Annotated in this window: 23 protein-coding genes; 17 read left to right on the top strand and 6 right to left on the bottom strand. The window is 75.7% G+C overall.

Annotated features, from left to right (window positions below; genetic code table 11):
- Window positions 1-17 precede the first annotated feature (17 nt).
- Complete coding sequence (locus tag CBP52_RS10070) at window positions 18-290, top strand: glutaredoxin family protein (protein WP_232514433.1); 273 nt, start codon at window positions 18-20, stop codon at window positions 288-290.
- Between the two features lie 10 nt (window positions 291-300).
- A complete protein-coding gene (locus CBP52_RS10065) occupies window positions 301-942 on the top strand; it encodes a redox-sensing transcriptional repressor Rex (protein WP_094180833.1) in 642 nt (213 codons plus the stop codon).
- A gap of 152 nt (window positions 943-1,094) precedes the next feature.
- Here the strand turns inward: CBP52_RS10065 and CBP52_RS10060 are convergent, their stop codons facing one another.
- The gene (locus CBP52_RS10060; protein WP_094180832.1) at window positions 1,095-1,658 is read right to left on the bottom strand and encodes a YceI family protein; all 564 of its coding nucleotides are present in this window, start codon (window positions 1,656-1,658) and stop codon (window positions 1,095-1,097) included.
- A 259-nt stretch (window positions 1,659-1,917) separates the two neighbouring features.
- Here CBP52_RS10060 and CBP52_RS10055 point away from each other — a divergent pair, with 259 nt between their 5' ends.
- From CBP52_RS10055 to ccsB, 6 genes are all read left to right on the top strand, one after another.
- Entirely contained in the window at window positions 1,918-2,436 is a 519-nt protein-coding gene (locus tag CBP52_RS10055) for a MarR family winged helix-turn-helix transcriptional regulator (RefSeq protein ID WP_094180831.1), read from the top strand.
- Window positions 2,437-2,485: 49 nt separating this feature from the next.
- Window positions 2,486-3,244, top strand: a complete 759-nt coding sequence (locus tag CBP52_RS10050; protein WP_094180830.1) for a histidine phosphatase family protein — start codon at window positions 2,486-2,488, stop codon at window positions 3,242-3,244.
- Between the two features lies 1 nt (window position 3,245).
- On the top strand, window positions 3,246-3,878 hold the full coding sequence (locus CBP52_RS10045) for a TlpA disulfide reductase family protein (RefSeq protein WP_232514432.1): 633 nt from the start codon (window positions 3,246-3,248) through the stop codon (window positions 3,876-3,878).
- An 86-nt stretch (window positions 3,879-3,964) separates the two neighbouring features.
- Window positions 3,965-4,792, top strand: coding sequence for a cytochrome c biogenesis CcdA family protein (locus tag CBP52_RS10040; RefSeq protein ID WP_369826350.1), 828 nt, complete (start codon window positions 3,965-3,967; stop codon window positions 4,790-4,792).
- A gap of 1 nt (window position 4,793) precedes the next feature.
- Window positions 4,794-6,602: a cytochrome c biogenesis protein ResB gene (locus CBP52_RS10035; protein WP_094180829.1), complete on the top strand. Its 1,809-nt coding sequence runs from the start codon at window positions 4,794-4,796 to the stop codon at window positions 6,600-6,602.
- Window positions 6,589-7,656, top strand: a complete 1,068-nt coding sequence (ccsB, locus tag CBP52_RS10030) for a c-type cytochrome biogenesis protein CcsB (RefSeq protein ID WP_094180828.1) — start codon at window positions 6,589-6,591, stop codon at window positions 7,654-7,656. Before CBP52_RS10035 ends, ccsB begins: the two co-directional genes overlap by 14 nt.
- A gap of 172 nt (window positions 7,657-7,828) precedes the next feature.
- On the opposite strand, the gene CBP52_RS10025 is transcribed toward ccsB, so the two are convergent.
- Window positions 7,829-8,170, bottom strand: coding sequence for a PLD nuclease N-terminal domain-containing protein (locus CBP52_RS10025; protein ID WP_094180827.1), 342 nt, complete (start codon window positions 8,168-8,170; stop codon window positions 7,829-7,831).
- Window positions 8,171-8,257: 87 nt separating this feature from the next.
- Here CBP52_RS10025 and CBP52_RS10020 point away from each other — a divergent pair, with 87 nt between their 5' ends.
- Entirely contained in the window at window positions 8,258-8,575 is a 318-nt protein-coding gene (locus CBP52_RS10020; protein WP_094180826.1) for a DUF4229 domain-containing protein, read from the top strand.
- 12 nt (window positions 8,576-8,587) lie between these two features.
- On the opposite strand, the gene CBP52_RS10015 is transcribed toward CBP52_RS10020, so the two are convergent.
- Both CBP52_RS10015 and menE read right to left on the bottom strand, forming a co-directional pair.
- Window positions 8,588-9,457 (bottom strand): 1,4-dihydroxy-2-naphthoate polyprenyltransferase, encoded by an 870-nt coding sequence (locus tag CBP52_RS10015; protein WP_094180825.1) that lies wholly within the window; start codon window positions 9,455-9,457, stop codon window positions 8,588-8,590.
- Window positions 9,454-10,650 carry an o-succinylbenzoate--CoA ligase gene (menE, locus tag CBP52_RS10010; RefSeq protein ID WP_232514431.1) on the bottom strand — a complete coding sequence of 399 codons (1,197 nt, stop codon included), beginning with the start codon at window positions 10,648-10,650 and terminating at the stop codon, window positions 9,454-9,456. The genes CBP52_RS10015 and menE overlap by 4 nt, the downstream gene beginning before the upstream one ends.
- Window positions 10,651-10,744: 94 nt before the next feature.
- On the opposite strand from menE, the gene CBP52_RS10005 reads away from it, so the two are divergent.
- Both CBP52_RS10005 and CBP52_RS17915 read left to right on the top strand, forming a co-directional pair.
- A complete protein-coding gene (locus CBP52_RS10005; RefSeq protein WP_094180823.1) occupies window positions 10,745-11,824 on the top strand; it encodes a DUF3048 domain-containing protein in 1,080 nt (359 codons plus the stop codon).
- Window positions 11,825-11,967: 143 nt separating this feature from the next.
- Entirely contained in the window at window positions 11,968-12,123 is a 156-nt protein-coding gene (locus CBP52_RS17915) for a hypothetical protein (RefSeq protein WP_166772189.1), read from the top strand.
- 67 nt (window positions 12,124-12,190) lie between these two features.
- Here CBP52_RS17915 and CBP52_RS09995 read toward each other — a convergent pair whose 3' ends face one another.
- Window positions 12,191-13,159 carry a 1,4-dihydroxy-2-naphthoyl-CoA synthase gene (locus CBP52_RS09995; RefSeq protein WP_094180821.1) on the bottom strand — a complete coding sequence of 323 codons (969 nt, stop codon included), beginning with the start codon at window positions 13,157-13,159 and terminating at the stop codon, window positions 12,191-12,193.
- A 62-nt stretch (window positions 13,160-13,221) separates the two neighbouring features.
- On the opposite strand from CBP52_RS09995, the gene CBP52_RS09990 reads away from it, so the two are divergent.
- From CBP52_RS09990 to CBP52_RS09980, 3 genes are all read left to right on the top strand, one after another.
- The gene (locus CBP52_RS09990; RefSeq protein ID WP_094180820.1) at window positions 13,222-14,193 is read left to right on the top strand and encodes an o-succinylbenzoate synthase; all 972 of its coding nucleotides are present in this window, start codon (window positions 13,222-13,224) and stop codon (window positions 14,191-14,193) included.
- Complete coding sequence (gene menD / locus CBP52_RS09985) at window positions 14,190-16,112, top strand: 2-succinyl-5-enolpyruvyl-6-hydroxy-3-cyclohexene-1-carboxylic-acid synthase (RefSeq protein WP_094180819.1); 1,923 nt, start codon at window positions 14,190-14,192, stop codon at window positions 16,110-16,112. Before CBP52_RS09990 ends, menD begins: the two co-directional genes overlap by 4 nt.
- A gap of 89 nt (window positions 16,113-16,201) precedes the next feature.
- Window positions 16,202-17,776, top strand: a complete 1,575-nt coding sequence (locus tag CBP52_RS09980; RefSeq protein ID WP_094180818.1) for a S1C family serine protease — start codon at window positions 16,202-16,204, stop codon at window positions 17,774-17,776.
- Between the two features lie 114 nt (window positions 17,777-17,890).
- On the opposite strand, the gene CBP52_RS09975 is transcribed toward CBP52_RS09980, so the two are convergent.
- Window positions 17,891-19,282 (bottom strand): isochorismate synthase MenF, encoded by a 1,392-nt coding sequence (locus CBP52_RS09975; RefSeq protein WP_094180817.1) that lies wholly within the window; start codon window positions 19,280-19,282, stop codon window positions 17,891-17,893.
- 117 nt (window positions 19,283-19,399) lie between these two features.
- Here CBP52_RS09975 and CBP52_RS09970 point away from each other — a divergent pair, with 117 nt between their 5' ends.
- The 3 genes from CBP52_RS09970 to CBP52_RS09960 all read left to right on the top strand — a co-directional run bounded on the left by CBP52_RS09970 (window position 19,400) and on the right by CBP52_RS09960 (window position 22,056).
- On the top strand, window positions 19,400-20,095 hold the full coding sequence (locus CBP52_RS09970; RefSeq protein WP_094180816.1) for a demethylmenaquinone methyltransferase: 696 nt from the start codon (window positions 19,400-19,402) through the stop codon (window positions 20,093-20,095).
- A gap of 262 nt (window positions 20,096-20,357) precedes the next feature.
- Entirely contained in the window at window positions 20,358-21,650 is a 1,293-nt protein-coding gene (locus CBP52_RS09965) for a geranylgeranyl reductase family protein (protein ID WP_094180815.1), read from the top strand.
- 43 nt (window positions 21,651-21,693) lie between these two features.
- Window positions 21,694-22,056: an NADH-quinone oxidoreductase subunit A gene (locus tag CBP52_RS09960; protein ID WP_094180814.1), complete on the top strand. Its 363-nt coding sequence runs from the start codon at window positions 21,694-21,696 to the stop codon at window positions 22,054-22,056.
- The last annotated feature ends 74 nt before the right edge of the window (window positions 22,057-22,130 follow it).

Here is a 22,130-nt window from a genome sequence, read left to right as displayed (position 1 = left end):
GCACTAGGGTCGGGCTCGTGCACGACGACGAGCCGACGACCACCGCACGCGTGGTCCTGTTCTCCCGCGCGGGGTGCCATCTGTGCGACGACGCGCGCGCGGTCGTCGCCGCCGAGGCGTCCCTCGCGGGCACCGCGTGGCGCGAGGTCGACGTGGACCGCGACGACGAGCCGGGCCGTGACCTGTCGCAGTACGGCGACCTGGTGCCCGTGGTCGAGGTCGACGGCGTGCGGCAGGGGTACTGGCGCATCGAGCCGGCGCGGCTGCGGCGCGCGCTGGCCGCCCGCTGAGGGCACGGGCGTGCGCACGACGCCGGACCGCGCGGAGCCGCCGGACGCGACCGTCGCCCGCCTGCCCGGGTACCTGCACGCGCTGGAGTCCGTGCGCGGCTCGCGGGTCGTGACGTCCGAGGAGCTCGCGGCGGCCGCGGGTGTCTCGCCGGCGCAGCTGCGCAAGGACCTGTCGTTCCTCGGCTCGTACGGGCGCCGGGGCGTGGGGTACGACGTCGCGCACCTCGAGCGCCAGCTCGGCGAGGTGCTGGGCGTGCAGACACGGCGCGCCGTGGTCATCGTCGGGATCGGATACCTGGGGCACGCCCTGGCCAGCTACGGCGGGTTCGCCGAGCGCGGGTTCGAGGTGGCGGCGCTCGTCGACGCCGATCCGCAGGTCGTCGGGACGACCGTCGCGGGGCTCGTCGTCGAGCCCGCCGACGCGATCGGCCGCGTGGTGGGGCGTACGTCGGCGTCGGTCGGGGTGATCGCCGTCCCGGCGCCGCACGCGCAGCCCGTGTGCGACGCGCTCGTCGGCGCGGGGGTGACGGCGCTGCTGACGTTCGCGCCGCGCGCGCTGCACGTGCCCGAGCACGTGACCGTGCGGCAGGTGGACGTCGCGAGCGAGCTGCAGATCCTCGCGTTCCACGACGCGCGTCGTCGCACGCGCTGACACCGCACGCGCTGACACCGCACGCGCTGCCGCACGTCCGGGGGCAGACGCCGCGGGCGGGCCCGGCGTGGTGCCGGACCCGCCCGCGGGTCACGCGGCGGCGTCAGGGGGTGCGCTGCCGCGGTGGTCGGGCGCCGCTGGGGCGCCCGGGCTCAGGCCTGCTTGATGGCCGAGACGTCGAGCGTGATGGTGACCTTGTCGGAGACGAGCACGCCGCCGGCCTCGAGCGCGGCGTTCCAGGTCAGGCCGAACTCCTTGCGGGAGATCGTCACCGACGACTCGAACCCGGCGCGCGTGTTGCCGAACGGGTCGACCGCGACACCGTTGAACTCGGTGGCGAGCTCGACCGGGCGGGTCTCGCCGTGGATCGTCAGGTCGCCGGCGATGACGTACGCGTCGCCCTCGGCACGGATCGCGGTCGAGGTGAACGACCACTCGCCGAACGCCTCCACGTCGAAGAAGTCGCCGCTCTTGAGGTGGCCGTCGCGGTTCGCGTCGCCCGTGGAGACGGTCGACGGGTCGAGCGTCGCGGTGACGGAGGTCGAGGCGAGGTCCTCGCCGACCGTGATGGCGCCGCCGGTCACGGCGACCGTGCCGCGGACCTTGGAGATGCCCGCGTGGCGGACGCTGAACGCCGCCTCGGTGTGCGAGGCGTCGATGGCCCAGGTGCCCGTGGTGAGGCCGGCGGGGAGGGCGGTGGTGGTCGTGGCGCTCATGGTGGTTCTCCCTGAGAGGTCGGTGGTGCCGGATGGTCCGGGCAGTCGGTCGAGTTGTTGAACTCTCAACTGCTGCTAGTTCAAAGTTGTACTACAGTGGGAGGCGGAGCGCAAGACCCAGCCGGGGACTCGTCGTGCACCCGGTCGGCTGGGACACTCGTCCGGCGAGCCGCCGGGCACCCGACGACGCAGCCCCTGACGCACGCACGACGCACGCACGCACACCGCCGAGCACGGCGCCGCACGAGAGGTGAGACACGTGGCCACCACCACACCGACGACGTCCGCACCCGCGGCCCCCACCGCCGACGAGGTGCGGTGGCTGACCGCCGAGGAGCAGCTGAGCTGGCGCGCGTACCGCAACGGCGTCGCGATGCTCAACGACACCCTCGCGCACGAGCTCGAGGCCGAGACCGGCCTGTCGATCCACGAGTACGAGGTGCTCGTGCGCCTGTCCGAGGCCCCCGAGCGCACCATGCGCATGTCCGAGATCGCGACCGGCCTCGCGCACTCGCGCAGCCGCCTCACGCACACCATCCGGCGCATGGAGGAGCAGGGCCTCGTCGAGCGGCACCAGTGCCTGCACGACGCGCGCGGCGTGAACTGCACGATGACCGAGCAGGGGTGGCAGCGCCTCGTCGCCGCCGCACCCAGCCACGTCCGGTCGGTGCGCGCGCACCTCGTCGACGTGCTCACCCCCGAGCAGTTCCGCGCGCTGGGCGAGGCGATGGACGCCGTCGCCGAGCACCTGTCCGGTGGCGCGTCTCACCCCGGCTGACCCCCGGCCCGGCCCCGAGCACACGGCTGCGTGAGGGACACTGGCTCCCATGGTCGCGACCACCGTCCACCTGATGCGCCACGGTGAGGTGCACAACCCCGACGGCGTGCTCTACGGACGTCTGCCCGGGTACCGCCTGTCCGAGCGCGGGCGCGCGATGGCGCGCCTCGTCGCCGCGCACCTGTCCGGCCGCCGGTACGAGGGCGAGTGGCTCAGCGAGCTGGGGCACGAGGACGCCGCCGCCGACGCCGTGGTCGCGAGCAGCGCCCTCGCGCAGGCCGCGGGCGCCGGGCCCCTGGCCGGGACGCGCCGGGACGTCGTCGCCGTGATCGCCTCGCCGCTCGAGCGCGCGCAGGAGACCGCCGCGCCCATCGCGGCCGCGTTCGGCGTCGAGGTCGGCACCGACCCCCGGCTCATCGAGGCCGACAACCACTTCCAGGGCAGGACGTTCGGCGTGGGCGACGGCTCGCTGCGGCACCCCGAGCACTGGCCGTACCTGCGCAACCCGTTCCGGCCGTCCTGGGGCGAGCCGTACCGCGAGCAGGTCGACCGCATGCTCGCGGCCGTCGACTCCGCACGCGAGCTCGCCCGCGGGCACGAGGTCGTGCTCGTCTCGCACCAGCTCCCCGTGTGGGTCACGCGGCTCGCGCTCGAGAAGCGCCGGCTGTGGCACGACCCGCGCCGCCGCCAGTGCTCGCTCGCATCGCTCACGAGCCTGACGTTCGAGGACGACACGCTCGTGGCCCTCACGTACACCGAGCCCGCCGCCGCGCTGCTGCCCGGCGCCGCGACCGTGGCAGGTGCGTGACGTGACGCCGCTCGCCGGGGCCCGGGCGGCCCGCCGCGCCCCGCGCGCGCTGGTCGCCGCCGCGCTCACCGTGCTGGTCGCGGGGCTGGTCGGGGTGCTCGCCGCGTGCGGCCCCGCGCAGGAGCAGTCCACCGACACCACGGACGACGGATACGTCTCGGGCGACGGCTCGACGAAGACGTGGGCCCCGGGCGACCGCCAGGGCCCCGTCGAGCTCGCGGGCACGGACTACGAGGGCACCGCGCAGGACGTCGCCTCCTGGCGCGGCGACGTCGTCGTGCTCAACACCTGGTACGCCGCCTGCCCGCCGTGCCGCGCCGAGGCACCCGACCTCGTCGCGTTCGCGAACGAGTACGCCGAGCAGGGCGTGCGCGTCCTGGGGCTGAACTCGACCGACGAGGCCGGTGCCGCGCAGGCGTTCCAGCGCACGTTCGACGTGCCGTACCCGAGCCTCGAGGACACCAGCGGGCAGGGCGTGCTCGCGCTGCAGGGCGTCGTGCCGCTCAACGCCGTCCCGACGACCGTCGTGCTGGACCGCGAGGGCAAGGTCGCCGCGCGCGTCGTCGGGCTGCTCGACGCCTCCACGCTGCGCACCGTCGTCGACGACCTCCTCGCCGAGCCGGTGCCGTCGTGACGCCGGGCGCGCTGTCCACGCTCGCGGGGTCGACGCAGGTGCTCGCCGCCGGCGGGTCGTTCGGGCAGACCGCCGCGAGCGGGTCGCTGCTGCTGGCCGTGCCCGTGGCGGTGGTCGCGGGCGTCGTCGCGTTCGCGTCGCCGTGCGTGCTCCCGCTCGTGCCCGGCTACCTCGCCTACCTGGGCGGCATGACGGGCGCGACGAGCACGCGGCTCGGCGCCGGTGCGCCGACCGGGCCGGCCGGGTCCGCCGTCGCCGGTGGCGTCGTGCGCGGGGTCGCGCCCGGGCAGCCGGTCGTCGGCGCCGACCAGGACGCGCCGCGGCGCCACCCGGCCCGCGCGCGTGTGCTCGCCGGGGTCGGGCTGTTCGTCGCCGGGTTCTCGCTCGTGTTCGTCGTGTTCGGCGTGCTCGCCGGGACGCTCGGCTCGGCGCTCGTCCAGTGGTCCGACGTGCTCTCGCGCGTGCTCGGGGTCGTCGTCGTGCTCATGGGCCTGGCGTTCTGCGGCCTCGTGCCGTTCCTGCAGTACGAGAAGCGCCTGCACCTCGCGCCGCGCGCCGGGCTGTGGGGCGCGCCGCTGCTGGGCGTGACGTTCGGGCTCGGGTGGACGCCGTGCATCGGCCCGACGCTCGCCGCGATCTACAGCCTGTCGCTCGACCAGGCGTCCGCCGGGCGCGGTGCGCTGCTCGCGGTCGCGTTCTGCGTGGGCCTCGGGCTGCCGTTCCTGCTGGTCGCGCTCGGCGTCGAGCGCTCCGCGCGTGCGCTGTCCTTCCTGCGCCGGCACCGCCTCGCGATCATGCGGGTCGGCGGCGGCCTGCTCGTCGTGCTCGGTCTCGCGCTCGTCACGGGCGTGTGGGACACGTGGGCGCAGTGGCTGCAGGGCGTGTTCACCGACGACTTCGTGCCGGTGGTGTGACGTGGCGACCTACCGCCCCGAGGGCCTCGAGGACACGTTCGCGACGAGCGCCGCCGCACCGGGCGCCGACGGCTCGTCGGACGCACCCGCCGCGCCGCCCCGGCTCCCGCGCCTGGGGCCCACCGGCTGGGCCCGCTGGGCCTGGCGGCAGCTCACGAGCATGCGCGTCGCGCTGCTGCTGCTCATGCTGCTGGCCGTGGCCGCCGTCCCCGGCACGATCTTCCCGCAGCGCGCGCAGGACGTCTCCGAGGTCGCGCAGTACATCGACGACCACCCGTCCACCGGGCCGTGGCTCGACCGGTTCGGGTTCTTCGACGTGTACTCCTCCGTCTGGTTCTCCGCGATCTACCTCATGCTGTTCATCTCGCTCGTCGGGTGCATCCTGCCGCGCACCCGCGCCCACCTGGGCGCGCTGCGCGGCCGCCCGCCGCGCACGCCACGCCGCCTCACCCGGTTCCCCGCGCAGGCGGGCGCCGAGGTCGCGGGCGCGCCGCAGGACGTCGCACGCCGCGCGGCGAGCGCGATGCGCCGCGGCCCCCGGTGGGCGCCGTTCGTGCGGTCCTACCGCGTCGACGTGCACGACGAGGGCGGCGGCGCCTGGTCCGCCGCGGGGGAGCGCGGGTACCTGCGCGAGACCGGCAACCTCGTCTTCCACCTCGCGCTCGTCGGGCTGCTCGTGTCCGTCGCGGCCGGTCAGATGCTGCACTACCGCGGTCAGGCGATCGTCGTGCAGGGCCGGGGCATGGCGAACTCCGTCAAGGAGTACGACACGTTCGAGAAGGGCACGGCGTTCAGCGAGGACAGCCTCGAACCGTTCACGCTGCGCCTCGACGACTTCACCGCGCGGTTCGACGACGAGACGCTCGAGCCGCGCGACTTCGCCGCGTACGTCACGGTGACCGACCCCGACGGGACGCCGAGCGCCGAGACCATCAAGGTCAACCACCCGCTCGAGCGGGACGGCGCCAAGATCTACCTGCAGGGCAACGGCTACGCACCCGAGCTCACCGTGCGGGACGCGGCCGGCGAGGTCGCGTTCTCCGGCGCGGTGCCGTTCCTGCCGCAGGACGAGGTCTACACCTCGCGCGGCGTCGTGAAGGTGCCGGACGTCTCCGGCGACCAGGCGCAGGTCGGCCTCGTCGGCTACCTGCTGCCCACCGCGGTGGAGATCACCGACGGGCTCTACCAGTCGGTCGACCCGCAGCCCGACGCGCCGCTGCTCGTGCTGTCGGTGTGGTCCGGCAACCTGGGCCTCGACACCGGCGTGCCGCAGAACGTGTACCAGCTCGACGAGTCGCGCATGGAGCAGGCCGTCGACGCCGACGGCAAGGCCGTGACGATCTACCTGCGTCCCGGCGAGAGCGTCGAGCTGCCCGACGGGCTCGGGAGCGTCTCGTTCGACTCGCTGACCCGGTACGTCGCGCTCGACCTGCGCCACGACCCCGCGCTGACGTGGGTGCTCGTGTTCGCGCTCGCCGCGTTCGCGGGCCTCGCGGCCTCGCTGTTCGCGCCGCGGCGCCGGCTCTGGGTGCGCGCGGTGCCCGGCACGCAGCCGGGATCTACAGTGGTGAGCGCCGCGGGCCTCGCGCGCGGCGACGACGTCGGCCTCCAGCCCGAGCTCGATCGCGTGCTCGCGGACGCGCTGACCACGTTCGACCCGGTCACGGTCGAGCACACGACGGCACCGGGCACGGCGACGGTGCACACGACGACAGCGGACACAAGGGTCCCGCCGACGACCTCGGCGGACCAGACGCAGCCGGACGCCCCGGACGCGCCGAGGGACGGGAGAGACCATGCAGGTCGGTGACCTGAGCACGCTTCTGGTGTGGGCCGCGGCAACCGCGTTCCTGATCGCGCTCGTCGCCTACACCGTCGACCTCGCGCGCCTCGCGGACAACGCGCAGCGCCTCGACGTGCCCGAGGGGGCGAAGGCCGAGGCGCGCGTCGAGGCCCTCGCGGGCGCGGGCGCGCGCGGCGGCACCACGGTCCTCTCGCGCGGGCCGGACTCGGCGATCGCGGGCGCCACGGTGGACGCGGCGCCGGGACGTTCTCCGCGCGCCGAGGGCATCGCGCGCTCGACCACCTACCTCGGCATCGCGCTGATGTTCGCCGCGATCGTCCTGCGCGGCGTCGCCGCGGGCCGCTGGCCCACGGCCAACATGTACGAGTTCACGCTCGTCGGCGTCTTCGTCGCGACCACGGTGCTCGCGGTCGTGCAGCGCCGTCGCGTCATCGCGTTCCTCGGCGTCGTCGTCATGGGCATCGCGGTGACCGCGCTCGTCGTCGCGATCGAGAGCTTCTTCGTGCGTGCCGACGCGGTGCGCCCCGCGCTGCAGAACTACTGGCTGGTGCTGCACGTCGGCGTCGCGATCATCGCGACCGGCATCTTCACCGTGGCGTTCGCCGCCGCCGTCCTCCAGGTGATGCGCTACGGCCGCGAGACCGACCGCACGCACCTGGGCCACCGGTGGTCGCGCGCCGACGGCCTGCGTCAGGCGTTCTCCGGTCTCGCCGTCACCGGCCCGCGCTTCCGCTGGCTCGACCAGGTCCCCGACTCGCGGCGCCTCGAGGCCCTGTCCTTCCGTCTCAACGCCATCGCGTTCGTGCTGTGGACCCTGACGCTCATCGGCGGCGCGGTGTGGGCCGAGGACGCGTGGGGCCGGTACTGGAACTGGGACCCCAAGGAGGTCGGCACCTTCATCGCGTGGGTCGTGTACGCCGCCTACCTGCACGCGCGCACGACGCGCGGCTGGAGCGGCCGCAAGGCGGCCTACTTCGTCTTCGCCGGCTACGCGTGCGTGATCGCCAACTTCACGGTGGTCAACCTGGCGATCAAGGGCCTGCACTCCTACGCCTTCTGACGGCCGCCCGGGGGAGCGCGCGTCCGCGCCTTCCCCCCCGTGAGGTCGCGGGTTCGTCGCCAGCTCGTGCAGTCGTCCGCGCGACCTGGCGACAGACGCGCGACCTCGCGTCGGACCCACGCCCTTCGATCCCCTCAGCGAGCCGGTCCGGCGGTGGCGTCCGGTGGTGGGGTCAGGCCGTGGGGCCGGGCTGGTCGTGGGGCTCGTCGTCGGGCTTGCGGGCCTCGCGGCGGCGGCGCTCCTGCTCCAGACGCCACAGGAACTCCGGGTCGTCGTCCGGGGCGACGGGCGCTCCGGGAGCCTGGGCCGTCTGCGTGCGGTAGGGGGTGCGCTGGCCGCGCTTCGTGCGGCTGACCGCGAGCCAGACCACGCCGCCGATCACCGGGAACAGCACCACGAGCAGCACCCACAGCGCGGGGTGCACGCCCAGGCGCTCGTCCTCGTCGCTGCGCACGATGTCGATCACGCAGTAGACGACGAATCCGATGAGCAGCAGCGTCCCGAGGTAGCGCACGCCCCCAGGCTAGTCGGTGGCGCGTGCCACAGGTGCGGGCGCGACCCCGAGGGTGGGCGGGGACCCCACGCCGCCTACGCTGGGACCGTGCCCGTCCTCGTCTACACGCTCCTGCGCCTGGTCCTGTTCGCCCTCGTGACCGTCCTGCTGTGGGCGGTCGGCATGCGCTCGTGGCTCGCGCCGCTCGCGGGGCTGCTGGTCGCGTGGGGGTTGTCGTACGTGCTGCTGGCGAAGCAGGGCCGCGCGGCCGCGGAGTGGGTCGAGCGGCGTGCCGCGCAGCGGGGGGAGCGGCGGCCCACGGCGGCCGACGAGGACGCGCGGCTGGAGGACGCGGCCGACGAGGCCGCGCGGGCCACCCCGGCCGACGAGGCCGCGCGGGCGGACCGCCCGGCCGACGAGGCCTGACGCCCCCGCTCGTCAGACGGCGAGCCCCACGCCCAGCAGCACGCCGAACGCGAGCTCGAGCATGCCCGTGCCGGCGAGCACGGGCACGAGCGCGCGGCCGCGCGCGCCGAGGAGCACGACGCCCGCGAGCAGACCGGCGGGGAACAGCAGGATCGAGACGATCAGCGCCCACGGCGAGGCGAACGCGCACACGATGCCGAGCAGCACGGGCACGACGACGAGCGCGGCGTACGCCCGGCGCGCGCGGCGGTCGCCGAGCCGCACGGCGAGCGTGCGCTTGCCGGAGACCGCGTCCGTCGGGATGTCGCGGACGTTGTTGACCATGAGCAGCGCGCACGCGAGCAGCCCGACGGCCACCGCGCCGACCCACGCCACCCAGGTCAGCCGCCCGGCCTGCGTGTAGGTGGTGCCGAGCACGGCGACCAGGCCGAAGAACACGAACACGCCGACCTCGCCGAGCCCGCGGTACCCGTACGGGTTGCGCCCGCCGGTGTAGCCCCACGCGGCGAGGATCGACACGGCACCGACGCCGACCAGCCACCAGGCGCCGGCCGCGACGGCGAGCCACAGGCCGAGGGCCGCGGCGACGCCGAACGCCGTGAACGCCGCGTTGCGCACGGCCGAGGGCCGTGCCGCGCCGGACGCGGTGAGCCGCATGGGGCCGACGCGCTCGAGGTCGGTGCCGCGCACGCCGTCGGAGTAGTCGTTGGCGTAGTTCACGCCCACCTGCAGCGCGAGCGCGACACCGAGCGCGAGCGCGGCGCGGCCCAGGTGCGACGCGTCGAGCTGCGCGGCCGCACCGGTGCCGACCAGCACGGGGGCCGCGGCGGCGGGCAGCGTGCGGGGCCGCGCGCCGGCGACCCATTCCTGCGGTGTGGTCACGCGGTGCTCCCTGAGGTGGTGGTCGGTCCCGCGTGCGGTGCGGGCGAGGAGACGTGGTCGACGACGAGCGCGGCGGCGGCCCGGCGGTCGGGCTTGCCCGGGCCGCGCAGCGGCAGCGCGCCGACCACGACGAGGTGCTGCGGGGCGTGCGCGGGCCCGAGCGCGGCGGTGACGTGCGCGCGCAGGTCGGCGAGGGTCGGTGGTGCGGCCGGGTCCGTGGGGACGACGAGCGCGCCGACGGCCTGCCCCCACGTCTCGTCGGGCACGCCGACGACGAGCGCCTCGGCGACCCCCGGTGCCGCGGCGAGCGCCGCCTCGACCGCCGCGGGCGCGACGTTCACGCCACCCGTGACGACGACGTCGTCGGCCCGGCCCAGGACGCTCAGCACGCCGTCGTCGAGCCGGCCCAGGTCGTTCGTGCGCAGCCAGCGCGTGCCGTCGAGCGTCACGAACGGGTCCAGGTCGGGGCGGCCGAGGTAGCCCGCGGTGAGCACGTCCCCGCCCAGCAGGACCCGCCCGGAGGCGTCGAGCCGGACGCGCACCCCGTCGAGCGGTACGCCGTCGTAGACGCAGCCGCCGCACGTCTCGGTCATGCCGTACGAGGTGACGACGCGCACCTCCGCGGCGCGGGCGCGCTCCAGCAGGGGGGCCGGCGCTGCGGCGCCGCCGAGCAGGACCGCGTCGAACGTGCGCGCGGCGTCGGTCGCCGCCTCGTCGTCGAGGACCCGGACGAGCTGCGTGGGGACGAGCGAGGTGTACGTCGGCGTGCCGGCGGGGGTGCCGGTGCGCAGGTCGGCGACCGCGGCCGCGAACCGCGTGGCGGTGAACGGCGTGCCGAGCGCGACGACCGGCCGCGTGCCGGCGAGCACCGAGCGCACGAGCACCTGCAGCCCCGCGACGTGCTCGACGGGCAGCACCAGCAGCCACCGACCCGGACCGGCGAGGCGCCGCTCGGTCGCCCGGCCCGAGGCGCGCAGGGCCGAGGCCGTCAGGAGCGCGGTGCGCGGCTCACCGGTCGAGCCGGACGTCGCCACGGCGAGCGCCACGTCGTCGTCGACCGCGACGGCCGCGGCGTGGTCCCACCCGGTCGCGGTCGCCACGCGCACGGCGGGTCCCGCGCCGTCGAGCGCGGGACCCAGCGCGTCGAGCAGGTCCTCGGCGCGCGGCGGGACGTCACGCAGCGGCCGGCTCACGGTCCCAGAGTAGGTCGCCACGCGCGCGCGGATGCACGCCGCGCGCGCGGTCCGTGGCACCCTGGACCCGCTACGACCCCAGGGGAGAGACCACATGACGTCCACGTCCCACCGTCGCGCGCGCACCCGGGTGCTCGGCCTGCTCGGCGCGTTCGCGCTCACGCTCACGGCGGCGTGCAGCTCGACGACGCCCGAGACGCCCGAACCGGTGACGGCGGCCCCCGTGATCACCCCGGACAAGCAGCCCGTGCCGACGCCCTCGCTGCCCGCGACGTGGCCCCTGACGGGCCTGCCGGCCGGTGGCGACCTGGTCGAGCGCCCGTCCCTGGCCGTCAAGGTCGAGAACACGTCCGCGGCGCGCCCGCAGTCCGGCCTCGAGCAGGCCGACGTGGTGTGGGAGACGATCGTCGAGTTCCAGGTCTCGCGGTTCATCGCCGTGTACCACTCGCAGGTCCCCGAGACGGTCGGCCCGATCCGCTCGGTGCGTCCCATGGACCCGCTGGTCCTCGCGCCGACGAAGGGCCTGCTCGCGTTCTCCGGCGGGCAGGGCGGCATCGTCTCGCTCGCCCGGCAGTCCGGGCTGCAGATCCTGTCGAACGACGAGGGCGTCGACGGCATGTACCGCTCGAGCGACCGCGCCGCCCCGCACAACGTGTACGGCGACATGAAGACCCTGTGGGGTCAGGCGGACGCGTCCCACTCGGCGTCCCCGGGCGAGCAGTTCCTGTTCGCCCGGACCGCCGACGAGGCCGCGGCCGTCACGGGCGGCACGCCCGCGTCGACGCTGTCGTTCCGGCTGTCGAGCGCGTCGAACCCGTCGTGGGCGTGGGACGACGCGACGGGCACCTGGCTGCGCTCGGAGGGCTCGTCGCCCGCCACGGCGCGCAGCGGCACGCGGCTGTCCGCGGTGAACGTCGTGTCGGTCGTCGCGAACCACCCGAACACGGCCTTCCCGGCCCAGGGCGGCGCGCGTGTGCCCACCTACGACCTGGTCGGCCAGGGCGAGGGCACCCTGGCCACGGGCGGCAAGACCGTCGCGGTGACGTGGAAGAAGGAGGCGCAGGACGCGCCCCTGCGGCTGTTCCTCGCCGACGGCTCGGACGCACTGCTCGCCCCCGGGAACACCTGGGTCGAGCTCGTCCCGCTGGGCTCGGGGTCGCTCACGACGAGCTGAACGTCCACCCTGCGGCGGCCGGGCCGTCCACCTGCGGGTGGAGGCCCGGCCGTCGTGCACCCGCCCCGGGACGGTCCGCGCCGCGGGCAGGACGAGCCCGGCGGCCGATGCCCGCACCGGCCGGCGCCGACGAGGCTGGTCGCATGACCACAGAACCTCTCACCGAGCCCGTCGAGCACGACATCGCGGCCGTGGGTGCCGTCGTCACCGCGGGGGTCGTCCTGCTCGCGTTCGTCGTCGGCGCCGCGTTCGTCGTCGCGCAGCTCGTCGACCTCGTGTCCTGGTTCGCCGTCGACTGACGACGCACCGGGACCGAGCGCACCGGGACCGAGCGCACCGGGACCGAGCGCACCGGCCGCGGCGCGCTCAGTACGCGTACGGGAAGCCCGACCAGTCGGGGTCGCGGCGCTGCAGGAACGCGTCCCGGCCCTCGACCGCCTCGTCGGTCATGTACGCCAGGCGTGTCGCCTCGCCCGCGAACACCTGCTGGCCCGCGAGGCCGTCGTCGGCCAGGTTGAACGCGAACTTCAGCATCCGGATCGCCTGCGGCGACTTGGTCGCGACGATCCGCGCGTACTCCAGGCCCGCGTCCTCGAGCTCGTCGTGCGGCACGACGTCGTTGACCGCGCCCCACGCGCACGCCTGCTCGGCCGAGTACTCGCGGGCCAGGAAGAAGATCTCCCGCGCGCGCTTCTGCCCGACCTGCCGCGCGAGCAGCGCCGAGCCGTACCCGCCGTCGAACGAGCCGACGTTCGCATCGGTCTGCATGAACCGCGCGTGCTCGCGGGACGCGATCGTCAGGTCCGCGACGACGTGCAGCGAGTGCCCGCCGCCCGCGGCCCAGCCGTTGACGAGGGCGACGACGACCTTGGGCATGGTCCGCATGAGCCGCTGCACCTCGAGGATGTGCAGCCGTCCGGCGCGCGCGGGGTCGATCGCCTCGGCGGTCTCACCCTGGGCGTAGCGGTAGCCGTCCCGCCCGCGGATCCGCTGGTCGCCGCCGGAGCAGAACGACCACACGCCGTCCTTCGGGCTCGGGCCGTTGCCGGTGAGCAGGACCGTCCCCACGTCGGAGGTCATGCGCGCGTGGTCGAGCACGCGGTACAGCTCGTCGACGGTGTGCGGGCGGAACGCGTTGCGCACCTCGGGTCGGTGGAACGCGACGCGCACGACGGGCAGGTCCCGCACGACCGTGCCGTCGGCCGCGCGCTCGACGCCGCGGTGGTACGTGAGGTCGGTGAGGGCGGTGCCGTGCTCGAACCCGTCGACCGTGCGCCAGCGCGCGGGGTCGAACGTGTCGGAGACGCGGGCGGGCAGCTCGTCGTGCGCAGTCACGGCCTCACCCTACGAGCCTCGCGCGCGGCGGGGCCGCAGGGCAGCGCACGTACGCTGGTCCGGTGCTCGCCCCGGACGTCGTCGTGTGGTCGCTGCCGATGCGCACGCGCTTCCGCGGTCTGACGTCCCGGGACGGCGTGCTCGTGCGGGGCGACGCGGGGTGGGCGGAGTTCTCGCCGTTCTGGGACTACGACGACGAGGAGTCCGCGGGCTGGTGGCGCGCGGCGCACGAAGCGGCCGAGCTCGGCTGGCCCGCGCCCGTGCGCGACCGTGTGCCGGTCAACGTGACGGTGCCCGCGGTGGACGCCGCGACGGCGCACCGGATCGTGACCGGCTCCGGCGGCTGCCGCACCGCGAAGGTCAAGGTGGCCGAGCGGGGGCAGGACGTGTCCGACGAGATCGCGCGCCTCGAGGCCGTCCGGGACGCGATCGGCCCGGGCGGGGCGATCCGGGTCGACGCGAACGCGGGCTGGGACGTCGACGAGGCCGTGGCGCGCCTGGCCGTGCTCGACCGCGCCGCCGGCGGGCTCGAGTACGCCGAGCAGCCCGTGCCCGGCGTCGCGGACCTCGCCGCGCTGCGACGGCGCACGCACGTGCCGATCGCCGCGGACGAGTCGATCCGCCGTGCCGCCGACCCGTACGCAGTCGCGCGTGCGCACGCGGCGGACGTGGTGGTGCTGAAGGTGCAGCCGCTCGGCGGGGTGCGCGCGTGCCTCGAGCTCGCGGAGCGCATCGGGCTGCCCGTGGTGGTCTCCTCGGCGCTCGAGTCGTCCGTGGGGCTCGCTGCCGGGGTGGCGCTCGCGGCCGCGCTGCCCGAGCTGCCGTACGCGTGCGGGCTCGCGACCGCACAGCTGCTCACCGCGGACCTCGTCGCGCAGCCGCTGCTGCCCGTGGACGGTGCGCTGCCCGTCCGCCGCACGCAGCCCGACCCCCCGCTCGTCGCCGCCGCGTCCGCCGACGAGGCCCTGACCGCGCGCTGGCGCACGCGCACGGCCGCGGTCCGCGCCGCCGCCGCCCGCGCGGACCGGGCATGATGTCCGGCGTGACGACGGCTGTCCCGGACCCCGCAGGCCACGCGACCGGCGCCGCGACGGGTCCCGGCGCCGGTGCCCCCGCCGTGGTGTCCGCGCGCGTGCTGGTGCAGGCGCTCGCGCGGCTGGGCGTCGAGGACGTCGTGCTCGCCCCGGGGTCCCGCAGCGCGCCGCTCGCGTACGCGCTCGCGGACGCCGCGCTGGGCGACGACGAGCGCCCCGAGCACGCGCCGGCCCTGCGGCTGCACGTGCGCATCGACGAGCGCGACGCGGGCTTCCTCGCGCTCGGGCTGGCGAAGGCGTCCGCGCACACGGACGGCTCGGGCGCGGCCCGCCCGGTCGCGGTCGTCACCACGTCCGGCACGGCGGTGGCGAACCTGCACCCCGCGGTCCTCGAGGCGCACCACAGTGGCATCCCGCTCGTCGTGCTCACGGCGGACCGCCCGCACGAGCTGCGGGGGACCGGCGCCAACCAGACCACCGACCAGCCGGGCATCTTCGGCAGCGCGGTCCGCCTGCTCGTCGACGTGCCCGCACCCGTCGGCCTGCCGCACGAGGCGCGCGACGTGCGGCACACCGCGGCGCGCGCCGTGGCGGCCGCGACCGGCGCGCGCACCGCAGACCCCGGCCCCGTGCACCTCAACCTCGCGTTCCGCGAGCCGCTCGTCCCGGGCGACGAGCCGTGGCCCGCGCCCGGCACGGCGGGCCTCACGCACGTGCAGTCCCGCCCCGGCCCGAGCGTCCCGACCGCGACCGGCGCCGTCCCCGCGGTCGTCGCGGCCGCGCAGCGCGTCGCCGACGACGACCGCCCCGCACGACGAGCACCCGGCCGACTCGGCGGCGTGCCCACGGTCGTCGTCGCGGGCGACGGTGCGGGACCCGCGGCGCGGCGCATCGCCGAGGCCAACGCGTGGCCCCTGCTCGCCGAGCCGTCGTCGGGGGCGCGCGGCGGCCCGTGCGCCGTGAGCGCCTACCGCCTGCTGCTCGCGCAGCCCGAGCTCGGCGGCCGCGTCCGCCGCGTCGTCGTGCTCGGCCGGCCCACGCTGTCGCGGCCGGTGCTCCGGCTCCTCGCGCGCGACGACGTCGAGGTCGTCGTGCTCGCCCCCCGCGGCGCCGACTGGTACGACGCCCCGCGCGCCGCCGACCAGGTGCTGCTCGAGACGTCCGCGCGCATGCGGCAGGGGCGCATGCCCGGGCCCGCGGGCTGGCTCGAGGCGTGGCTCGTGGCCGACACCGCCGCGCGCACCGCGGTCGACGCCGTGCTCGACGACGGGCCCGAGGCCGTGCGGGGCCGCCGCTCGCGCACCGGCGCCCGCATCACCGGCCCGGTGCTCGCGCGCGCGGTCGCCGCCGCGAGCACGCCGCAGGACGTCCTCGTCGCCGGGTCGTCGAACCCGGTGCGTGACCTCGACCTCGTCGCGCGCTGGGACGACCCGCCGCTCGTGCTCGCCAACCGTGGGCTCGCCGGCATCGACGGCACGGTCGCGACCGCGACGGGCGTCGCGCTCGCGCTCCCGCGGCGGCGCGTGCGCGCGCTCGTCGGGGACCTCACGTTCCTGCACGACGTCGGTGGGCTGCTGCGCGGCCCCGCCGAGCCGGCCGTGGACCTGCAGGTCGTCGTCGCGAACGACGACGGCGGTTCGATCTTCGCGACCCTCGAGCACGGCGAGCCGCACCGTGCCGCGGTGTTCGAGCGCGTGTTCGGCACGCCGCACGGCGCCGACCTCGCCGCGCTGTGCGCCGGGTACGGCGTGCGGCACTCGCGCGTCGTCGAGGTCGACGGGCTGCTGCCCGCGCTCGCCGCGCCCGGGCGCGGCGTGAGCGTCGTCGAGGTGCGCGTCGACCGCGCCGGGCGGCGCGCGCAGTCGGCGCTGCTCGCGCAGGAGGTCGCCGCGGCCGCCGCGCGCGTCCTGCGCACCTGACGAACTCCCAGGGAACTCTCAGGTCCGACGAAGGCTGCGCCCAGCACGAGGGCGTGTCATGGAGTCCGACCCGAGGAGGAGCTCACACCATGACCACCCCCACCCCTGAGAACCACCCGCAGGCGGAGCCGACCCAGCCCCTGCCGCCGGTGCCAGCCCCGCCGACGACCCCGCCGTCGACCCCGCCGACGACCCCGCCGACGACCCCGACGGCGCAGCTGCCGCAGGCTTCGGCCCCGCAGCAGCCGGCCGCGCCCGTCGGACCGCAGGCGGGCCAGCCGTACGCGCCGGCCGCGCCGGACGCCGGTCAGCCGGCCGCCGCCGGGCCGTGGACGCCGGCCGAGCAGCCGCCCGCGGACCCCGCGCGCCGCGAGCGCCGGGGCCGCGTCTGGATCCCCGTCACGTCCGCCGCCGCCGCCGCGCTCGTCGCGGCCGTCGCGACGCTGGGCGTCACGGGCGCGCTCGACGACACGGTCACCCCGGCCGCGTCGAACGGCACCAGCTCGTTCGCCGAGCTCGGCCACTCGTCCACCGACACCGTCCCGGTCGCCGGCTCGTCCGACGACGCCCCGGACTGGGCCGCCGTCGCGGCGGCCGTGCAGCCGTCGGTCATCGCGATCGAGACGACGACCTCGGGTGGCACCGCGCTCGGCTCGGGTGTCGTCATCGACGACGAGGGCCACATCGTCACCAACAACCACGTGGTGGCGGGCGCGCAGGGCGGCGAGGTGCAGGTGACGCTCACCGACGGTCGCATCTTCACCGCCAAGGTCGTCGGCACCGACCCGACGACGGACCTCGCCGTCGTCAAGCTCGTCGACCCGCCGAGCGACCTGGAGCCCGCCGCGCTCGGCGACTCGTCGCAGGTGCGCGTGGGCGCGGCCGTCATGGCGGTCGGCAACCCCCTCGGCCTGCAGAACACCGTGACCACCGGCATCGTCTCCGCGGTCGACCGGCCCGTCTCCACGCAGAGCGAGGACGGCTCGCAGGCCACCGTCACCAACGCGATCCAGGTCGACGCGTCGGTCAACCCCGGCAACTCCGGGGGCCCGCTGTTCGACGCGCAGGGCCGCGTCATCGGCATCAACTCGTCGATCGCGACCACGTCGCAGCAGTCCGGGTCGATCGGCCTGGGCTTCGCGATCCCGGTCAACCTCGTCAAGACCATCGCCGGTCAGCTCGTCGAGTCGGGTACGGCCCGGCACGCGTTCCTCGGCGTGGGGCTGGACGACGGCACCGCGACGGTCGACGGCGTGACGCGCGCCGGTGCCGTCGTCAAGCAGGTCAACGAGGGCTCGCCCGCCGCGAAGGCCGGCCTGCAGGTCGGCGACGTGGTCGTCGGCATCGACGGCAAGGCCGTGGGCGGCGCGGAGTCGCTGACCGCGTACGTGCGCTCGTACGCGTCGGGCTCGTCGGTGACGCTGACGGTCGTGCGGGACGGCAAGGCGAGCGACGTCGACGTCACGCTGGCGACGCGCGAGGACACCACGGCCGGCAGCCAGCAGGGTGGCGGCCAGCAGGGCGGTGACCAGCAGGGCGGTGACCAGCAGGGTGGGCAGGGCTTCGGCGGCCAGGACGGCTCGCAGCTGCCCGACCTGCAGAACATGACCCCTGACGAGCTGTGGCAGTGGCTCCAGGAGAACGGGGTGGGTCAGGGCCGCTGACCCCCCTGCGGACGCCCGGTCGGACGACCCCTGGTCCGGCCGGGCTTCCGCACGTCCGGGCTTGCGCACGTCCGGGGTTCGGCGCATCCCGCGGTCCGCGAGCCCGGCCGCGCGTCAGTCGGACGCGAGCGCCGTCCGCATCGGGACGAGCTTCGCCTCGGACTCGGCGAGCTCGGCCGCCGGGTCGGACGCGGCGACGATCCCGCACCCCGCGAACAGCCGCACGCGGGTCGGGTCGTCGGCCGACGTCTGCGCGGAGCGCAGCGCGATGCCCCACTCGCCGTCGCCGTCGGCGCCGAACCAGCCGACCGGCCCGGCGTACCGGGCGCGGTCCATGCCCTCGATGCGGCGGATGAGCGCCGCCGCGGCGCGCGTCGGCGTGCCGCACACGGCCGCGGTCGGGTGCAGCGCGGCGGCGAGCGCGAGCGACGAGGGGTGGGCCGGTGTGCCCACGACGCCCTCGGACGCGTCGGTCAGGACGCCGGTGACGTCCGAGGCCAGGTGCAGCACGTTGGGCAGGTGCAGGACGAACGGCACGTCGGGCACGTTCGTCGACGAGCAGAACGGCTCGAGCGCGTGCGCGACGGATCGCACCGCGTACTCGTGCTCCTCGAGGTCCTTGGAGGAGTGCGCGAGGATCGCGGCGCGTGCGAGGTCCGCGGCGTCGTCGCCCGTGCGCCGGATGGTTCCCGCGAGCACACGCGACGTCACCAGGCCCTTCTCGGAGCGCACCAGCAGCTCCGGGGTCGCACCGATCATGCCGTCGACGCTGAACGTCCAGCAGGACGGGTACCGGTCCGCGAGCCGGCCCAGCGCCCACCGCACGTCGAGCGGGCGCTGCGTGCGGGCGACGACGTCGCGCGCGAGGACGACCTTGTCGACCTCGTCGGCGTGCACGGCGGCGATGCCCGCGGCGACGACGTCGCGCCAGCCGTGGGCGGTCACGGCGCCGTCGGCGTACGTGACGCGGCCGGGGGAGGCGGGCGGGACGCGGTCGCCCGCGAGCTCGTCCAGATCAGGCACGGGCCCCAGCGCGGGGCCGGTGGACATGGTGGTGAGCCACGTGCGGCCGCCGCGCCGCCCGACGACCACGCGGGGCACGACGACGACGCCCCCGGCCGCGGACTCGTCGTCGAACGCGAACGAGCCGAACGCGACGGGACCCGAGCCGGGCAGGCGCACCTCGTCGCGCACGACGGCGTGCGCGAGCACGTCGTGCCACGCCCGCTCCGCGTCGGCGAACCGGTCCGCCCCGGCGACCTCGAAGCGCAGCACCTCGCCCCAGGCGACCAGCCCGTCACCGCGGCGCACCCACGCGAGCGGCGGTGCGCCCTGCGCGCGCTGCGCGCCGGGCGCCGGGAGCAGGTCCAGCAGGTCCGCGGGGTCCGGCAGGTGCTCACCCGACGGGTCGGCGACCGCGCCGGGCGCGAGCGCGTCCAGGGGGACGGTGCGGACGACGAGGGGGTGCGGGAGTCGCTCCGCGGGTGCGGAGGCAGTCGTGCTCATCGCGTCCCAGGGTATGCCCGCGCCCGCGCCGCGCTCGCCGTGGCCCCCGGCCCGTGGCCTGGTCCGTTCGTCACACCGTGGTCGGTGCCGGGGCCCGCGGGCTGGCACGATGGGGGCATGGCGCGAGCGAACCTGGACAAGAAGCCCGACGAGGTCGCGGCGATGTTCGACTCCGTGGCGCAGCGCTACGACCTCACGAACGACGTCCTGTCGATGGGGCAGGACCGCCAGTGGCGGCGCGCGACGCTCACCGCGCTCGCGGCGCAGCCGGGGGAGCGGGTGCTCGACCTCGCGGCGGGCACGGGCACGTCGTCGGAGCCGCTCGCGGACGCGGGCGTGCTCGTCGTCCCGTGCGACCTGTCCGAGGGGATGCTCGGCGTCGGCAAGCGCCGCCGCCCGGACCTGCCGTTCGTCGCGGGGGACGCGCTGCACCTGCCGTTCGCGGACGCGTCGTTCGACGCCGTGACGATCTCGTTCGGCCTGCGCAACGTGCCCGACGTACCGGCCGCGCTCGCGGAGATGCTGCGCGTCACGCGCCCGGGCGGGCGGCTCGTCGTGTGCGAGTTCTCGACGCTGACGTTCGCGCCGTTCCGCGCGGTCTACACGGGCTACCTCACGCGCGCGCTGCCGCGCGTCGCGCAGGCCGTCACGCGCGACTCGGAGGCGTACACGTACCTCGCGGAGTCGATCCGCGACTGGCCGGACCAGCGCGAGCTGGGTCGCACGGTCAAGCGCGCGGGGTGGGACCAGGTGGCGTTCCGGAACCTGTCGGGCGGCATCGTCGCGCTGCACCGCGGGACCCGGCCGGCCTGACCGGTGCCGCGGAGGACCTGGTCCGTGGACGGTCGGCCCGGGCGACCGACTGGCGGTCACGCGTCGTCCGTCAGGCGGACCGCGCCGTCGCGCCCGCGTCCGACGAGCGGCGACGGGTGCGCGAACCGGCTGTTCGCGGGGCGTTCTTCACCCGGTCGCCCGGCACCCGTGCGAGGTGAGGTAAGCCTTCGCAGACACCCTCCCGGACGCGTGACTAGACTCCCCGAGTCGCACGTGAACATCGTCACAAGTGAGGTCGCTCGTGGTGGTCGCAACCGATGACGCGGACGTCATCGTCGTGGGCGCGGGTCCTGCCGGGGCCGCGACCGCGTACCACTGCGCCCTCGCGGGGCTCGACGTCCTGCTGCTCGAGAAGGCGTCCTTCCCGCGGGACAAGGTGTGCGGCGACGGCCTGACGCCGCGTGCGGTCGCCGAGCTGGTCCGCATGGCCGTGCCGATCCGCGAGCAGGACGGCTGGATCCGCAACAAGGGCCTGCGCGTCATCGGCGGCGGGCACCGGCTCGAGCTGGCGTGGCCCGAGATCTCGTCCTACCCGTCCTTCGGCCTGGCGCGGGCCCGCACGAGCCTGGACCAGATCCTGGCCGAGCACGCGCGTGCCGCGGGCGCCAAGCTGCACGAGCTCACCAACGTCACGGGCGCGGTGCGCGACGAGCGCACGGGCCGGGTCGTCGGCGTGACCGCACGGCCGGTGGACGCCGACGGCAGGCGGGCCGGTGACGAGGTCACGTACCGCGCCCGCGTGGTCGTCGCGGCCGACGGCGTCAGCGCGCGGCTCGCGACCGGCGTCGGCCGCACCAAGCGTGACGACCGCCCGATGGGCGTGGCCGTGCGCACCTACTTCCGCACCCCCCGCCACGACGACGCCTGGATGGAGTCCCACCTCGAGCTGTGGGACGGCGAGCCGGGCCGCTCGAACCTCATGCCGGGCTACGGCTGGATCTTCGCCCTCGGCGACGGCACCGCGAACGTCGGCCTGGGCTCGGTGAGCTCGACGGCCGCGGCGACCAAGGTCGACTACAAGTCCCTGTTCGCGGCGTGGATGGCCAACGCACCCGCCGAGTGGGAGTTCACGCCGGAGAACCAGCTCGCGCCCGTGCGCGGCGCGGCGCTCCCGATGGGCTTCAACCGGGGGCCGCTGTACGCGGACGGTCTGCTGCTCGCGGGGGACGCGGCCGGCATGGTCAGCCCGTTCAACGGCGAGGGCATCGCGTACGGCCTGCAGGCGGGACGGGTCGCGGCCGACGCGATCGCGCAGGGCCTCGCGCGCGGCACCGTCGCGGGCCGCGAGCGCGCCCTGGCCACCTACCAGCGCCGCATGAAGGACGACCTGGGCGGGTACTACACGCTCGGGCGGGTCTTCGTGCGCCTCATCGAGCACCCCGAGGTCATGCGCATCTGCACGCGCTACGGCCTGCCGCGGCCCCTGCTCATGAAGTTCGTGCTCAAGCTCCTGTCCGACTGCTACGAGCCGCACGGCGGTGACGTGGTGGACCGGACGATCGCCGCCCTGGCCCGGATCGCCCCGGCGGCCTGACCGACATGACCAGCAGCACCTCAGCGCCGAGGAAGGACGCCTGATGACCAACCCGTACGTGCCGCTCCTGTGGCTCATGGGCATCGCCGCCGTCCTCGCCCTGGGCGGGGTCGGCGCCAGCGCGATCATCGGCCCCAAGCGGTACAACCGCGCCAAGCTCGAGGCGTACGAGTGCGGCATCCAGCCCACGCCGCACGCCGTGGGCGGCGGCCGCTTCCCGATCAAGTACTACCTGGTCGCGATGACGTTCATCGTGTTCGACGTCGAGGTCGTGTTCCTCTACCCGTGGGCCGTGAGCTTCGTGGAGCTCGCGCTGTACGGGCTCGTCGCGATGCTCGCGTTCCTGGTGCTCATCACGGTGCCGTTCGTCTACGAGTGGCGGCGCGGGGGCTTCGAGTGGGACTGAACCGGCTGGACGTAGGACGAAGGTCACGGGCCGCCCGGTCAGGGGCGGCGACGATCACGACGAGCACGACGACG

This window comes from Cellulomonas sp. PSBB021, from assembly GCF_002240455.1.
Lineage (GTDB): Bacteria > Actinomycetota > Actinomycetes > Actinomycetales > Cellulomonadaceae > Cellulomonas > Cellulomonas uda.
Note: the sequence above shows the minus strand (reverse complement) of the source record. Positions and strands in the feature narration are given on the sequence as shown.